Raw genomic sequence first — 15,099 nt, forward strand, 5'->3', positions numbered from 1 at the left:
AATATTCCCAAGATTCGGGTTAGGAGGCCTTCCGTGAATATTAAGAACAATAATCTTCTTTATGAAGGAAAAGCGAAACGAATTTATCAAACAGAAGACGAACAGATTCTCCGCGTGGTCTACAAGGATTCCGCAACAGCCTTTAACGGTGAGAAGAAAGCGGAGATCAGCGGAAAGGGCCGTCTGAACAATGAAATTTCAAGCCTGATTTTCAAACATCTGCATGCTAAAGGAATTGACAATCACTTTGTAGAGCGCCTTTCAGAATCAGAGCAGCTTATCAAAAAGGTAAGCATCATTCCAATTGAAGTCGTGGTCAGAAACTTTGCCGCCGGAAGCATGTCGAAACGCCTCGGCATCCCTGAAGGAACTGAGCTTCCGCAGCCGATTATCGAATTTTACTATAAAGACGACGCACTCGGTGATCCGCTCATTACCGAAGATCATATCTGGCTCTTGAAAGCGGCGGTTCCGGAGCAGGTCGAAACGATCAAATCAATTACAAATCAAGTGAATCCAGAACTTCAGCATATTTTTGAAGACTGCGGTGTCAGATTAATAGATTTTAAGCTGGAATTCGGCTTAGACGCAGAGGGACGGGTGCTTTTAGCAGATGAAATTTCTCCTGACACGTGCCGTCTGTGGGATAAAGACACGAACGAAAAGCTTGATAAAGATTTGTTCAGACAGAACCTGGGAAGCTTAACCGACGGATATGAAGAGATTTTCAAAAGACTGGGAGGCATTTCATAATGTATAAAGTGAAAGTTTATGTCAGCTTAAAAGAAAGTGTGCTCGATCCTCAAGGAAGCGCGGTGCAGCATGCATTGCACAGCATGACCTACAATGAAGTGCAGGATGTGCGAATCGGAAAATACATGGAGCTGACGATCGAAAAATCTGACCGTGATCTTGACGCGCTCGTGAAAGAAATGTGTGAGAAGCTCCTAGCCAATACAGTCATTGAAGACTACCGATATGAAGTTGAGGAGGTTGTCGCACAGTGAAATTTGCGGTGATTGTGTTACCCGGCTCCAACTGTGATATTGATATGTTTCACGCCGTGAAGGACGAACTCGGCGAAGAAGTCGAGTATGTCTGGCACGAGGAAACAAGCCTTGACGGATTTGACGGCGTGCTCATCCCCGGCGGCTTCTCTTACGGCGATTACCTGAGATGCGGCGCCATTGCCAGATTCGCAAACATCATGCCGGCGGTGAAAAAAGCGGCTGCTGAAGGCAAACCGGTTCTCGGCGTCTGCAACGGATTCCAGATTTTGCAGGAGCTCGGACTTCTGCCCGGCGCCATGAGACGCAACAAAGATTTAAAATTCATCTGCCGCCCGGTTGAATTAATCGTGCAGAACGGCGAAACAATGTTCACATCTTCTTATAAAGAGGGACAATCGATTACGATTCCGGTTGCCCACGGCGAAGGCAATTTCTACTGTGATGACGAAACGCTTGAAAGATTAAAAGAAAACAATCAAATCGCCTTCACATACGGCAGCGATATTAACGGAAGCGTAAGCGGCATTGCCGGCGTCGTGAATGAGAAAGGCAACGTATTAGGCATGATGCCTCACCCGGAGCGTGCGGTCGATGAACTGCTCGGCAGCGCAGACGGTCTTGCATTGTTCCAGTCTATTGTGAAAAATTGGAGGGAAACTCATGTCGCTACTGCTTGAACCAAGTAAAGAACAAATAAAAGAAGAGAAACTCTATCAGCAAATGGGTGTCAGTGATGACGAGTTCGCACTCATTGAATCGATTATCGGAAGATTGCCGAACTATACGGAAATCGGGATTTTTTCCGTGATGTGGTCAGAGCACTGCAGCTATAAAAACTCAAAACCGGTTTTACGCAAATTCCCGACTAGCGGCGAACGCGTGCTGCAGGGTCCCGGAGAAGGCGCGGGAATCGTTGACATCGGTGACAATCAGGCGGTCGTGTTCAAAATTGAATCGCATAACCACCCGTCAGCGCTTGAGCCATACCAAGGTGCTGCGACGGGAGTGGGCGGCATCATCCGTGACGTTTTCTCAATGGGCGCCCGTCCGATAGCTGTATTAAACTCTCTTCGATTTGGTGAACTCACTTCACCTCGAGTGAAGTACTTGTTTGAAGAAGTAGTGGCGGGAATCGCGGGATACGGAAACTGTATCGGCATTCCGACCGTCGGCGGAGAAGTGCAGTTTGACGCAAGCTATGAGGGCAACCCGCTTGTCAATGCAATGTGCGTCGGCTTAATCGATCATAAGGATATTAAAAAAGGCCAGGCGAAAGGTGTCGGCAACACGGTCATGTACGTCGGCGCTAAGACGGGGCGCGACGGCATCCACGGCGCTACTTTCGCATCAGAAGAAATGTCTGATTCGTCTGAGGAAAAACGATCCGCGGTGCAGGTCGGCGATCCTTTCATGGAAAAACTTCTCTTGGAAGCCTGCCTTGAAGTCATTCAGTGCGACGCGTTAGTCGGCATTCAAGATATGGGGGCGGCCGGTCTGACCAGTTCAAGTGCGGAAATGGCAAGCAAAGCCGGCTCCGGCATTGAAATGAACCTTGATCTCATTCCGCAGCGGGAAACGGGTATGACCGCTTACGAAATGATGCTTTCCGAGTCTCAGGAACGCATGCTTCTCGTCATTGAACGCGGACGTGAACAGGAAATTGTCGATATTTTTAATAAATATGATCTTGAAGCAGTTTCCGTGGGTCATGTTACGGATGATAAAATGCTCCGCCTCCGCCATAACGGAGAGGTTGTATGCGAACTTCCGGTCGACGCACTGGCGGAAGAAGCACCTGTATACCACAAGCCGTCAGCGGAACCCGCGTACTACCGCGAATTTCAGGAAACTGAAGTCCCCGCGCCAGAAGTGAAAGATGCGACAGAGACGCTTTTTGCCCTGCTGCAGCAGCCGACAATCGCCAGCAAAGAGTGGGTGTACGATCAATATGACTACATGGTGCGTACAAACACGGTGGTCGCTCCGGGATCTGATGCGGGAGTGCTCAGAATCCGCGGCACAAAAAAAGCGCTGGCGATGACGACGGATTGCAACGCCCGCTATTTATATCTTGATCCGGAAGAAGGCGGAAAAATCGCTGTTGCCGAAGCGGCGCGCAACATCATTTGCTCAGGTGCAGAACCGCTTGCGGTCACAGACAACCTTAACTTCGGAAATCCGGAGAAACCGGAAATCTTCTGGCAGATTGAAAAAGCGGCTGACGGCATCAGCGAGGCGTGTAATGTGCTCAGCACTCCGGTCATCGGCGGTAACGTATCACTTTATAATGAATCGAACGGAACGGCTATCTATCCGACGCCTGTTATCGGCATGGTCGGCTTAATTGAAGATACAGCACATATTACGACACAGCATGTCAAAGCGGCCGGAGACTTGATTTACGTCATCGGTGAAACGAAGCCTGAGTATGCAGGCAGTGAACTTCAGAAAATGACTGAAGGAAAAATCTATGGCCGAGCGCCTGAAATTGATCTGGACGTTGAAAAAGCCCGCCAAACATCACTTCTTAACGCCATTAAACAAGGTCTGATCCAATCCGCGCATGACGTGTCAGAAGGCGGCTTGGGCGTGGCGATAGCAGAAATCGTCATGACGACGGAACACCTTGGCGCGAACGTGACTGTAGAAGGGGAAGCGGCGTTATTATTCTCTGAGTCTCAATCCCGCTTTGTCGTTTCCGTGAAGAAAGAAAACAAGGCGGCGTTTGAAGCGGCTGCGGCAGGTGCCGTTCATATTGGTGAAGTGACAGGAGACGGACAGCTGACGATCCGAAGTCAAGAAGGACAACAATTGGTTCACGCGCAAACGAAAGAACTTGAGCGCGCGTGGAAAGGAGCTATTCCATGCTTGCTGAAATCAAAGGCCTGAATGAAGAATGCGGTGTGTTTGGCATCTGGGGTCACGAAGAGGCTCCGCAGATTACGTATTACGGCCTGCACAGTCTGCAGCACAGAGGACAGGAAGGCGCCGGCATCGTGGCGACCGACGGCGAAAAACTGACGGCGCATAAGGGGCAGGGGCTTATTACCGAGGTTTTTCAAAACGGCGAACTGAGCAAAGTGAAGGGAAAAGGCGCGATCGGCCACGTCCGCTATGCGACGGCCGGCGGAGGCGGATATGAAAATGTCCAGCCGCTCCTGTTCCATTCGCAAAACAACGGCAGCCTCGCGCTTGCCCATAACGGCAACTTGGTCAACGCCACTCAGCTGAAGCAGCAGCTTGAAAACCAAGGGAGCATCTTTCAGACTTCCTCCGATACGGAAGTGCTGGCTCATCTGATTAAACGCAGCGGCCACTTTTCGCTGAAGGATCAGATCAAAAATTCGCTGTCCATGCTGAAAGGCGCTTACGCCTTTTTAATCATGACAGAAACAGAGATGATTGCAGCGCTTGATCCGAACGGACTCAGACCGCTCTCGCTCGGCATGCTCGGCGACGCTTACGTCGTGGCATCAGAAACATGCGCATTTGATGTGGTCGGCGCGACATACCTTCGCGAGGTAGAGCCGGGCGAAATGCTGATCATCAATGATGAAGGCATGAAATCAGAGCGTTTCTCCATGAATATCAATCGTTCCATCTGCAGCATGGAGTATATTTATTTCTCAAGACCTGACAGCAATATCGACGGCATTAACGTGCACAGCGCCCGGAAAAACCTCGGGAAAATGCTTGCCCAGGAGTCCGCGGTTGAAGCGGATGTCGTCACAGGCGTGCCTGATTCCAGTATTTCTGCCGCCATCGGCTATGCCGAGGCAACGGGCATTCCGTACGAACTCGGTCTCATTAAAAACCGTTATGTCGGCAGAACGTTTATCCAGCCGTCACAGGCTCTCCGTGAGCAAGGCGTGAGAATGAAGCTGTCGGCCGTACGCGGTGTTGTTGAAGGAAAACGGGTCGTCATGGTTGATGATTCTATCGTGCGCGGAACGACAAGCCGCCGGATTGTTACAATGCTAAGAGAAGCGGGAGCGACAGAGGTGCACGTCAAGATCAGTTCACCGCCGATCGCCCATCCGTGCTTCTACGGCATTGACACATCAACCCATGAGGAGCTGATCGCTTCCTCCCATTCCGTGGAAGAAATCCGCCAGATCATCGGTGCCGACACGCTGTCTTTTTTAAGTGTAGACGGATTATTAAAAGGAGTCGGCCGAAAATTTGAAGACACCAATTGCGGACAATGCCTCGCTTGTTTTACAGGCAAATATCCGACGGAAATTTATCAGGATACAGTGCTTCCTCACGTAAAAGAAGCGGTGCTGACAAAATAAAGTTTGAAAATGATATAAAGGCAGCGCGAGTTCAGGCTGCCTTTCTCTTTCTGCCTTTAAGGAGAAACGAATTAACAAGGAGTGATAGGGATGTCTGATGCTTATAAAAATGCCGGAGTCGACATCGAAGCCGGATATGAAGCCGTCAAACGAATGAAAAAACACGTGGAGCGCACGAAAAGGCTCGGCGTTATGGGAAGCTTGGGCGGTTTTGGCGGAATGTTTGATCTGTCAGAGCTCCCGTATCAAAAGCCTGTTTTAATTTCAGGAACAGACGGTGTCGGCACCAAGCTGAAACTCGCATTTTCAATGGATAAGCATGACACGATCGGCGTCGATGCGGTTGCGATGTGTGTAAACGATGTGCTCGCCCAAGGAGCGGAGCCGTTGTTTTTCCTTGATTATTTGGCAGTCGGCAAGGCCGATCCGGTGAAAATTGAGCAGATCGTTCAAGGTGTGGCAGACGGCTGCGAGCAGTCAGGATCAGCGCTTATCGGCGGTGAGACGGCGGAAATGCCGGGGCTGTATACAGCTGATGAATACGATATTGCCGGATTTTCAGTCGGTGTCGCGGAAAAAGACGAAATCGTCACCGGTGAACATATAGAAGAAGGGCATCTCTTAATCGGACTTACTTCAAGCGGCCTTCACAGCAACGGGTTTTCCCTTGTGAGAAAAGTGCTTCTTGATGATGGCGGACTTGATTTGGATACTGTCTATGAACCGTTTGCGCGGCCTCTCGGAGAAGAATTGCTGGAACCGACAAGAATATATGTGAAACCGGTGCTTGAGGCAGTGAAAAGCGGTAAGGTGGACGGCATGGCGCATGTGACAGGCGGAGGATTCATCGAGAACATCCCGCGGATGCTGCCGGACGGATTGAGCGCGGAAATTGATCACGGATCATGGCCGATCCCGCCGATTTTTCCGTTTTTACAGGAGCACGGCAAGCTGAAAGAAGAAGACATGTTCAATGTCTTTAACATGGGCATCGGTTTTGTCCTTGCCGTTAAAGAAGAGGACCTGACAGACGTTATCGAAACGCTTGAAGCTCAAGGCGAAAAGGCTTATTTGATCGGACGGGTCAAACGCGGCGAAGGCATTTCTTTCGGCGGTGCAGCTCTTTCATGAAGAAATTTGCGGTATTTGCTTCAGGAAACGGATCGAACTTTGAGGCCATTGCCAAACGTATGAGAGAAGAGAAGTGGGACGCGGAGCTCTCCCTTCTCGTGACGGATAAGCCCCAGGCAAAGGCTGCGGAAAGGGCGGAGGCTTTACATATCCCGTCATTCGCCTTTGAGCCGTCAGCTTTTGCAAACAAGGCTGCCTTTGAACGGGCCATTATTGAACAGCTTCGTCTGCACGGAGCGGAACTAATCGTTCTCGCCGGCTATATGAGACTGATCGGAAATACGCTTCTTGAAGCTTACGGGGGCCGCATTGTTAATATACATCCTTCGCTTCTGCCGGCATTTCCGGGAATTGACGCTGTCGGACAGGCGTATCGGGCCGGTGTGAAAGTGGCCGGCATTACCGTTCATTACGTCGACGAAGGCATGGACACCGGACCGATTATCGCGCAAAAAGCATTCGAGATACAGGAAAACGATACGCTTGAAGATATAGAACATACGATACACGAGCTTGAGCACAAATGGTATCCAAGCGTTGTGAAACAGCTGCTGGGACTAAATAACAGAGGTGAAAAGGCATGACAATCAAACGCGCACTAATCAGTGTTTCTGATAAAACAAATCTCGTACCTTTCGTAAAGGAACTGACAGAGCTCGGCGTCGAAGTCATTTCGACCGGAGGAACAAAAAAACTTCTCCAGGAAAACGGTGTGGATGTCATCGGCATTTCGGAAGTGACCGGATTTCCTGAAATCATGGACGGACGGTTAAAAACGCTCCATCCTAATATTCACGGCGGACTGCTTGCCGTAAGAGACAATGAAGAGCATATGGCGCAGATCAATGAGCACGGCATTGCCCCCATTGATCTTGTGGTCGTCAACCTTTATCCGTTTAAAGAAACGATTTCAAAAGAAGACGTAACATATGATGAAGCGATAGAAAACATTGATATCGGAGGCCCCGGTATGCTGCGCGCCGCATCGAAAAACCATCAGGATGTGACGGTCATCACAGATCCGGCCGATTACAGCTCAGTGCTCAATGAGATCAAAGAACACGGCGGCGTTTCGCTTAAAAGAAAACGCGAGCTTGCGGCCAAAGTATTCCGCCACACCGCGGCATACGACGCATTAATCGCTGATTACTTAACACGCGAGGCCGGTGAGAAAGACCCTGAGCAATTCACCGTTACATTTGAAAAAAAACAATCGCTCCGCTACGGCGAAAACCCTCACCAAGAGGCTGTTTTCTATCAAAGCGCACTGCCTGTCTCCGGTTCCATCGCGGCGGCAAAACAGCTTCACGGCAAAGAGCTTTCTTACAATAATATTAAGGACGCGGATGCGGCCGTTCAAATCGTCCGGGAGTTTGCAGAACCCGCGGCTGTTGCCGTTAAACATATGAACCCGTGCGGAGTCGGTACGGGAGCTTCAATTGAGGAAGCATTCAATAAAGCGTATGAAGCTGATAAAACGTCCATTTTCGGCGGCATCATCGCGCTGAACCGTGAAGTTGATCAGGCAACGGCTGAAGCTCTTCACGGCATCTTTTTAGAAATCATTATCGCCCCTTCTTTCAGTGAAGAAGCGCTGAACGTACTGACGGCGAAGAAAAACCTTCGTCTGCTCACGCTTGATGTGACCGCATCAGGAAAGAAAGAAAAACAGCTGACTTCCGTACAGGGCGGCCTTTTGATTCAAGATTTAGACGTGCACGGATTTGATGACGCCGACATCAGCATTCCGACAAAAAGAGAGCCGAACGAGCAGGAGTGGGAAGATTTGAAGCTCGCCTGGAAAGTCGTTAAACATGTGAAATCCAACGCAATCGTTCTTGCAAAAGACCATATGACGGTCGGTGTGGGCGCAGGACAGATGAATCGCGTCGGTTCAGCCAAAATCGCCATTGAGCAGGCCGGAGAAAAAGCAAAAGGCAGCGCGCTCGGATCAGACGCGTTTTTCCCGATGCCGGATACAGTCGAAGAAGCCGCAAAAGCGGGCGTCACGGCAATTATCCAGCCGGGCGGATCGGTCCGCGACGAAGAGTCAATTAAAAAAGCGGATGAATACGGCATCGCCATGGTATTCACCGGCATCAGACATTTCAAACATTAAGGGGAGGAACGAAGCGTGAATGTATTGATTATCGGTAAAGGCGGCAGAGAGCACACACTGGCTTGGAAAGCGGCGCAAAGCCCGCTTGTTGACACGGTGTACGCCGCGCCCGGAAATGACGGTATGGCGGATTGCGCGACGCTGGTCAGCATCGAAGAAAGCGATCATGCCGCACTCATCGCCTTTGCGAAAGAACATCATGTCGGCCTGACGATTATCGGCCCCGAAGTTCCTCTGATCGAAGGGATAGCGGATGAGTTTGAAAAAGCCGGACTGCTTGTTTTCGGACCGTCCGAAAAAGCGGCAATCATTGAGGGAAGCAAACAGTTTGCCAAGGATTTAATGAAAAAATACAGCATTCCGACGGCGGAGTATGAGACATTTACTTCATTTGAAGAGGCGAAAGCTTATGTGCGGCAAAAAGGTGCGCCGATTGTCATTAAAGCTGACGGGCTTGCGGCCGGAAAAGGTGTAACGGTCGCGATGACGGAAGAAGAAGCGATTGAATGCCTGCACGATTTTCTTGAGGATGAGAAATTCGGCGAGGCGAGCGCATCTGTTGTCATTGAAGAGTTCCTCGCCGGCGAAGAATTTTCCTTAATGGCGTTTGTGAAGGGGGAGACCGTCTATCCGATGGTGATCGCCCAAGACCATAAGCGCGCCTTCGACGGAGACAAAGGGCCGAACACGGGCGGAATGGGCGCCTATTCACCGGTGCCGCACATTTCCGATGATATCGTCAAAAGCGCCGTCGAAACGATTGTGAAGCCGGCGGCAAAAGCAATGGTGAAGGAGGGACGCTCCTTCATGGGCGTGCTGTACGCGGGGCTGATTCTGACGGAAAACGGATCCAAAGTCATTGAATTCAACGCGCGCTTCGGAGATCCGGAAACACAGGTCGTCGTGCCGAGAATGGAATCAGACCTTATTCAGGTGCTTTTGGATCTGCTGCATGAGAAAGATGTTGACCTAAGATGGAAGGATACGGCCGCCGTCAGCGTTGTGCTGGCTTCTGAGGGCTATCCTGAAAGCTATGCGAAAGGCACACCGATCGGCGGTTTGACGGCCGCTGAAGACGGGATCGCCGTTTTTCATGCCGGAACGAAAAAAGCCGGCGGCCAATTTGTCACAAACGGCGGCCGGGTCGCCAATGTCACGGCATTTGCTGAAACATTTGAAGCGGCGAGGGATAAAGTGTACAGCGCCGTTTCAGGGCTGACAAACCCCGGACTGTTTTACAGAAGCGACATCGGCGCTCGTGCGCTGAAAGCTTCGCAGCGATAAAGAGGGAAACCCGCGTCATGTAAGACGCGGGTTTTCTTCTGAAAGGACGACTAAGTTTGTCGATTTACTGTGAGAGATGATTCTTCTCGGAATAACAAGCCGTTGCGGCTTGTTATTTTTCTTGCTGATGGCTGTCATCCTGATTCATTCCGGCCTGGAACATATATGTCACCGGACAGAAGCGGAGGATGCCGGACGCCGCTTTCATCGCGCCCATCATCATACAGAAGAGATGCATCTTGCACCAAGGTTTCCTCGTATATTTCGCTGACGCAGCAGATAAAATGGTGAGGCCGCAAGTGATGCGCATAACGGCGTTCAATAAACTGATATTCGGTTTCATCATTTCAGCTCCCTTAGAAAAAGTTTTTTCATTCATCTTCAATAATTTGTAACGTTTCAGCCGTGCGATAATTGTGCGGATGTGATACGATGGGTCTAATATAAGCGAAGGAGAGTATGTGAATGTCCGAACGTACCTTTAACTGGAAAAATAAAGACATCAGATCACAGGCGGATGTTGTAGACTCAAAGCTGCTTCCAACGCTGCTTTTACGGGATGCTCTCGTATTAAATCCTTTTTTAAAACAATGGCTGAAAAAGAACGTCTGGATTTACGGAGACCGAATTGTATATGTTGGTGATGAGATTCCTGATGCAGCAGAGCACATTCATACCATAAATTGTGAAGGAAAATACATTGTGCCAGGTTACATTGAACCGCATACACATCCTTTTCAAATATATAATCCCCAAACGCTCGCCGAATATGTGTCTCAATTCGGAACAACGACGTTTGTTAATGATAACTTGTTTTTTCTTTTGAACAGCGGTAAAAAGAAAGCGCTTACTATATTAGAGGAACTGAAAAAACAGCCGGTGCAATATTTCTGGTGGTCCAGATACGACCTGCAGACAGAAGTGCTGAATGAGGATCAGCTGCTTTCTTATGATGTCCGCAAACAATGGATTGAGCACCCGGATGTCATTCAAGGCGGAGAATTGACCGGGTGGCCGCGCCTGATGGACGGCGATGACTTAATGCTTCATTGCATGCAGGCGACGAAAAAACTGCGCAAGCGGATTGAAGGGCATTTTCCCGGCGCTTCTGAGAAAACATTGACGAAGATGAAACTGTTCGGAGCTGATTCCGACCACGAGGCCATGAATGGTGACGAGGTGATGAGACGGCTTGAATTGGGCTACTATGTTTCACTCAGACATTCATCCATCCGCCCTGATTTGAGAACGATATTGCAGGATCTCCATCAAAAAGGCTTCCGGCATTATGATCATTTCTTTTACACGACGGATGGGGCGGCGCCGCATTTTTATAAAGGCGGCATGACGAATGAATTGATCAAAATCGCTTTGGAGGAAGGGGTTCCGGCGATTGACGCCTACAATATGGCGTCTTTTAATATCGCGAAGTATTATCAGATGGATGACTTTCTCGGTGTGGTCGGTCCGGGACGGCTTGCCTCATTGAACATTCTTGACGACCCGATGAATCCGGACCCGGTCACGGTGATCTCTAAAGGCATCCTGCTGAAAGAAGACGGCCGAAATATGAAGGCGTTTACAAAAACGGATTGGAAAAGAGGCGGTCTTGTCCCTCTTGAGCTTTCATATGATATGACGATGGATGATTTACAGTTTTCAATGCCGATGGGTGTGAAAATGCGCAACGCGGTCATTATGGAGCCGTATATGATTGCGATTGATAATTCTGTTGACCAGCTTTCTTTTGATCATGATGAAAGTTACCTCACGCTTCTCGATAAGCATGGAAAATGGAGGGTCAATACAATGCTGAAAGGTTTTGCCGAGCGGGTGCAGGGCTTTGTCAGTTCTTACACGACAACCGGAGATATTATCGCTGCCGGAAAGAATAAGGAAGATATCCTGCTTGCTTTCTCACGGATGAAAGAAATCGGCGGCGGAATCGTGCTTGCCGAAAACGGGAAGATTCTTCATGAAATTCCCCTTGCCTTGAACGGTTCTGCATCTGCGGAGAGTTTTGAAGACGTGCTTGAAAAAGAACAAAAGCTGAGGACTTTGCTTGAGGAGCGGGGCTACCGATTCTGCGATCCGATCTATACGCTGCTCTTTTTGCAGAGCACACACCTGCCTTATATTCGCATTACGCCGAGAGGAATATTCGACGTGATGAAAAAAACTGTACTCTTTCCATCGATAATGCGTTAAAATATAAAAGCAGGGAGCCGACATATGAAAAGATGGAAAACCGTTTGTATGCTTTGTTTTGCGTTTTTGCTGCTTGCCGCCTGCCGGCAGAATGATGCCGATCAGGTGAAGCCGAAAGAGGCGGAAGCTCCTTTAACGGGGTTGAAAACTGAGCGGAAGCTTGCAGAACGCCGTCCGATTGCAGTTATAGTGAACAATCATCCGAAGGCGAGGCCCCAATCCGGGCTGTCAAAGGCGGATGTTGTCATCGAAGCGCTCGCGGAAGGCAGGATTACGCGGTTTCTCGCGATTTTTCAGAGTGAGATGCCGGAAACGGTCGGGCCTGTGCGGAGCGCGAGGGAATACTTTGTCACCCTCAGCAGCGGGTTTAACAGCATATTTATCCATCATGGCTGGAGTCCCGGCGCTAAAAAGCAGCTGGAGTCCGGTGCTTACGATTATATAAACGGTTTGGATTTTGACGGAAGCCTGTTTTGGCGGGCCGATTTCAGCAAGCCGCCCCACAATTCCTACACGTCTTATGACAATATCAGAAAGGCGGCGGAACAAAAAGGATACAAGCTGAACGGAAAAACAAAACCGCTTCCATTTCAGACATCAGAAGCAAAACCCGGAAACGAAACCTACAATATTCGGATAGATTATGGAACACAAAACGTTACAAATCTTGTCGAATACGATTATGATAAAAAAGCTGATACTTATACAAGAAGCTCTGATGGTGTGAAAGCGACAGACCGGGAGACCGGAAAGCCTTTAGCCATGCGCAACATTTTTATTGTTGAAGCCGGCCATCGCATGACAGACAAAGATGGAAGGCGGGCCATCGATATTCAATCAGGAGGGAAAGGCCTCCTGCTTCAGCACGGCGATGTTATTGAGTCAGACTGGGAATACAAAGACGGCCGTATTCTGCCCGTTAAAGGCGGTGAGATTCTTCCGTTTGTGCCGGGAAAGACATGGATTAATATCGTTCCTGATCTCGATGCAGCTTCCATTAGTAAAGGAGAAGTGTTTGACGATGCAAATCGATAAATTACGCGGAAAAGAACTGGACCAGTTATTTTTATCTATTTTATCGCTGAAAGATCTGGAGGAATGCTATCGTTTCTTTGACGATCTTTGTACGATTAATGAAATTCAATCGCTGGCGCAGCGTTTGGAAGTGGCAAGAATGCTCCGCGAAGGAAATACGTATCACAAAATTGAAAGTGAAACGGGTGCTTCCACAGCGACGATTTCCCGAGTGAAGCGCTGCTTAAATTACGGAAATGACGCCTATGAAATGGCGCTTGACCGTGTAAACAAAGGGGAATCTTCCTCAGCAACGTAAAAAACCGACCTGCCGGTGACGGCAGGCGGTTTTTTTATGCGTGCTGATCCATAAGGCCGGGAAGTTCCCTCAGGCTTCCGTCTTTCTCCCGGTATACGATGTGTTCAGCTGAGAAATGAATCGGCGAGCTGATGCCCGCCGCGGCGGCAAGGTGAAACAGCCCTTCACGCAAGGAAAGCACGTAGTTGCAGACGCGGTGCTGTTTGTCTTCGATACTGAGCGCGCGCTGAAGTTTTGGATCGGTTGTCGCCACTCCGACAGGACAATGATTGGTGTGGCATACTTGAGCACGGATACAGCCGACTGAAAACATCATTCCCCGGGCAATATTGACAAAATCCGCGCCTAGCGCGAGGGCGACGGCAATCTTATCCGGAGTGAGCAGCTTTCCGGATGCGAAAATTTTCAGCTTATCCCTTATACCGTATGTCTTCAAAAGGCCGTCAACAAGGGGGAGGCCGGTCAGAATCGGCAGGCCGACGGAATCCGCCAGCTCATGGAAAGAAGCACCGGTTCCCCCTTCACTGCCGTCAATCGTAATAAAGTCGGGATGTTTGCCTGATGAACTCATGCAGGAAATAAGATCTTCAAGGTCTTTGCGGCTGCCGGGGACAATTTTAATGCCGACCGGTTTTTCACCGACAGTCCTTAATTTCTCAATGAAATCAAGCATGTCCGGTACATTTGAAAATTCGTTGAAGCGGTTGGGACTGTCAATGGATTGTCCGGGCTGCACATTCCTGATGGCGGCAATTTCTTCGGTCACCTTTGAGCCGTCAATATGCCCGCCTCTTGCTTTCGCCCCTTGCGCAAGCTTTAATTCAAAGGCTTTAATCTGCTCGAGACGGCTTTTTTTCTTAAATTCTTCCCAGGAAAATTCTCCTTCTTCGGTGCGGACGCCGAACAGCCCCGGGCCGATTTGGCAGATAATATCCGCGCCGCCTTTCAGATGATACTCTGACAGGCCGCCTTCGCCTGTATTCATCCATGTGCCTCCGGCTTGGTGCAGCCCTTTTGACAGGGCGGTAATTGCCCGGTCGCCAAGTGAGCCGTAGCTCATCGCTGATTGTCCGATTAATCCTTTTACATAAAACGGCTTCTTGCATGTGTCACGGCCGATTACTTGCACATCGTCCGGATGCAGGTAATAAGGGTCTGCTTTCGCTTTTTCACGGTGCTCGCTGCGCTTCAGCAGATTGTCTTTGTCAATCTTGTATACCATCGTCTCGATCTTCGGCGTCTGATCTGTGCGCAGTTCCTCCCTTTGTTTCGGGAAGAGGGCGTTACGGATATAATAGCCCGGCTGATCGAAATCCCGTTCCGATCCGAAGCCCATCATTCTGCTTTTATACTTTCCCGACATGACTGTCTGTTCATATTCTCTCCGGGAAAACGGCTGTTCTTCGTTATCATTGCTGAACAAATACTGCCGCAGCTCAGGCCCGATTTTTTCAAATATATAACGCAGCTTTCCCGTTACGGGATAATTGCGCAGCACTGAATGCTCTTCCTGCTTTTCGTCTCTTATGTATATCCAAAGAAACAATGCGGCGGGAACTAAAATAATCAAAATTAATATACAAATCAGTATGATAATGGCTTGTTCCATTGAAATCAGACTCCTTGCCTTTTTTCTCTTTGACATTCCACATTTTGTCTTTTTTGAAACATAGCCGTATCCCTGCAGGCGGAGCGCAATCTTTTTTTGTGAATCAGGTG

14 protein-coding genes are annotated in these 15,099 nt (G+C 49.4%); 12 read left to right on the forward strand and 2 right to left on the reverse strand.

Annotated elements, in window-relative coordinates; all coding sequences use genetic code 11:
* Positions 1-33 precede the first annotated feature (33 nt).
* From purC to purD, 9 genes are all read left to right on the forward strand, one after another.
* Positions 34-753, forward strand: a complete 720-nt coding sequence (purC, locus tag AD710_RS11190) for a phosphoribosylaminoimidazolesuccinocarboxamide synthase (RefSeq protein WP_049628024.1) — start codon at positions 34-36, stop codon at positions 751-753.
* On the forward strand, positions 753-1,007 hold the full coding sequence (gene purS, locus AD710_RS11195) for a phosphoribosylformylglycinamidine synthase subunit PurS (RefSeq protein WP_003155758.1): 255 nt from the start codon (positions 753-755) through the stop codon (positions 1,005-1,007). The genes purC and purS overlap by 1 nt, the downstream gene beginning before the upstream one ends.
* The gene (gene purQ, locus AD710_RS11200; protein WP_016937015.1) at positions 1,004-1,687 is read left to right on the forward strand and encodes a phosphoribosylformylglycinamidine synthase subunit PurQ; all 684 of its coding nucleotides are present in this window, start codon (positions 1,004-1,006) and stop codon (positions 1,685-1,687) included. Before purS ends, purQ begins: the two co-directional genes overlap by 4 nt.
* Positions 1,671-3,899: a phosphoribosylformylglycinamidine synthase subunit PurL gene (gene purL, locus AD710_RS11205; protein WP_049628025.1), complete on the forward strand. Its 2,229-nt coding sequence runs from the start codon at positions 1,671-1,673 to the stop codon at positions 3,897-3,899. The genes purQ and purL overlap by 17 nt, the downstream gene beginning before the upstream one ends.
* Positions 3,875-5,305, forward strand: a complete 1,431-nt coding sequence (purF, locus tag AD710_RS11210; protein ID WP_016937013.1) for an amidophosphoribosyltransferase — start codon at positions 3,875-3,877, stop codon at positions 5,303-5,305. The genes purL and purF overlap by 25 nt, the downstream gene beginning before the upstream one ends.
* A gap of 90 nt (positions 5,306-5,395) precedes the next feature.
* Positions 5,396-6,436, forward strand: coding sequence for a phosphoribosylformylglycinamidine cyclo-ligase (purM, locus tag AD710_RS11215; RefSeq protein WP_047476378.1), 1,041 nt, complete (start codon positions 5,396-5,398; stop codon positions 6,434-6,436).
* Entirely contained in the window at positions 6,433-7,020 is a 588-nt protein-coding gene (gene purN, locus AD710_RS11220; protein WP_049628026.1) for a phosphoribosylglycinamide formyltransferase, read from the forward strand. Before purM ends, purN begins: the two co-directional genes overlap by 4 nt.
* A complete protein-coding gene (purH, locus tag AD710_RS11225) occupies positions 7,017-8,555 on the forward strand; it encodes a bifunctional phosphoribosylaminoimidazolecarboxamide formyltransferase/IMP cyclohydrolase (RefSeq protein ID WP_049628027.1) in 1,539 nt (512 codons plus the stop codon). The genes purN and purH overlap by 4 nt, the downstream gene beginning before the upstream one ends.
* Before the next feature lie 15 nt (positions 8,556-8,570).
* Positions 8,571-9,839, forward strand: coding sequence for a phosphoribosylamine--glycine ligase (gene purD, locus AD710_RS11230; protein ID WP_049628028.1), 1,269 nt, complete (start codon positions 8,571-8,573; stop codon positions 9,837-9,839).
* A 112-nt stretch (positions 9,840-9,951) separates the two neighbouring features.
* On the opposite strand, the gene AD710_RS11235 is transcribed toward purD, so the two are convergent.
* Positions 9,952-10,182 carry a YgaP family membrane protein gene (locus AD710_RS11235; protein ID WP_003155749.1) on the reverse strand — a complete coding sequence of 77 codons (231 nt, stop codon included), beginning with the start codon at positions 10,180-10,182 and terminating at the stop codon, positions 9,952-9,954.
* 122 nt (positions 10,183-10,304) lie between these two features.
* Between AD710_RS11235 and AD710_RS11240 the strand changes: the two genes are divergently transcribed.
* Genes AD710_RS11240 through AD710_RS11250 form a run of 3 tightly spaced genes read left to right on the forward strand, consistent with a single transcriptional unit; the run spans position 10,305 to position 13,380 of the window.
* Positions 10,305-12,047: an adenine deaminase gene (locus tag AD710_RS11240; RefSeq protein ID WP_049628029.1), complete on the forward strand. Its 1,743-nt coding sequence runs from the start codon at positions 10,305-10,307 to the stop codon at positions 12,045-12,047.
* A 24-nt stretch (positions 12,048-12,071) separates the two neighbouring features.
* Positions 12,072-13,082 carry a DUF3048 domain-containing protein gene (locus AD710_RS11245; protein WP_047476388.1) on the forward strand — a complete coding sequence of 337 codons (1,011 nt, stop codon included), beginning with the start codon at positions 12,072-12,074 and terminating at the stop codon, positions 13,080-13,082.
* On the forward strand, positions 13,069-13,380 hold the full coding sequence (locus tag AD710_RS11250) for a YerC/YecD family TrpR-related protein (RefSeq protein WP_003155745.1): 312 nt from the start codon (positions 13,069-13,071) through the stop codon (positions 13,378-13,380). The genes AD710_RS11245 and AD710_RS11250 overlap by 14 nt, the downstream gene beginning before the upstream one ends.
* A 34-nt stretch (positions 13,381-13,414) precedes the next feature.
* On the opposite strand, the gene AD710_RS11255 is transcribed toward AD710_RS11250, so the two are convergent.
* Positions 13,415-14,989: an FMN-binding glutamate synthase family protein gene (locus tag AD710_RS11255; RefSeq protein ID WP_049628030.1), complete on the reverse strand. Its 1,575-nt coding sequence runs from the start codon at positions 14,987-14,989 to the stop codon at positions 13,415-13,417.
* Positions 14,990-15,099 lie beyond the last annotated feature (110 nt).

It is taken from the genome of Bacillus sp. JFL15 (genome assembly GCF_001184225.1).
GTDB classification, from domain to species: domain Bacteria; phylum Bacillota; class Bacilli; order Bacillales; family Bacillaceae; genus Bacillus; species Bacillus siamensis.

Bases quoted from the DNA above. Each gene is read 5' to 3' on its own strand.
- purM (WP_047476378.1), top strand. From the start codon at position 5,396: ATGTCTGATGCTTATAAAAATGCCGGAGTCGACATCGAAGCCGGATAT.
- purL (WP_049628025.1), top strand. From the start codon at position 1,671: ATGTCGCTACTGCTTGAACCAAGTAAAGAACAAATAAAAGAAGAGAAA.
- AD710_RS11245 (WP_047476388.1), top strand. From the start codon at position 12,072: ATGAAAAGATGGAAAACCGTTTGTATGCTTTGTTTTGCGTTTTTGCTG.
- AD710_RS11255 (WP_049628030.1), bottom strand. From the start codon at position 14,989: ATGGAACAAGCCATTATCATACTGATTTGTATATTAATTTTGATTATT.
- AD710_RS11240 (WP_049628029.1), top strand. From the start codon at position 10,305: ATGTCCGAACGTACCTTTAACTGGAAAAATAAAGACATCAGATCACAG.
- purS (WP_003155758.1), top strand. From the start codon at position 753: ATGTATAAAGTGAAAGTTTATGTCAGCTTAAAAGAAAGTGTGCTCGAT.
- AD710_RS11250 (WP_003155745.1), top strand. From the start codon at position 13,069: ATGCAAATCGATAAATTACGCGGAAAAGAACTGGACCAGTTATTTTTA.
- purF (WP_016937013.1), top strand. From the start codon at position 3,875: ATGCTTGCTGAAATCAAAGGCCTGAATGAAGAATGCGGTGTGTTTGGC.
- purN (WP_049628026.1), top strand. From the start codon at position 6,433: ATGAAGAAATTTGCGGTATTTGCTTCAGGAAACGGATCGAACTTTGAG.
- AD710_RS11235 (WP_003155749.1), bottom strand. From the start codon at position 10,182: ATGAAACCGAATATCAGTTTATTGAACGCCGTTATGCGCATCACTTGC.
- purH (WP_049628027.1), top strand. From the start codon at position 7,017: ATGACAATCAAACGCGCACTAATCAGTGTTTCTGATAAAACAAATCTC.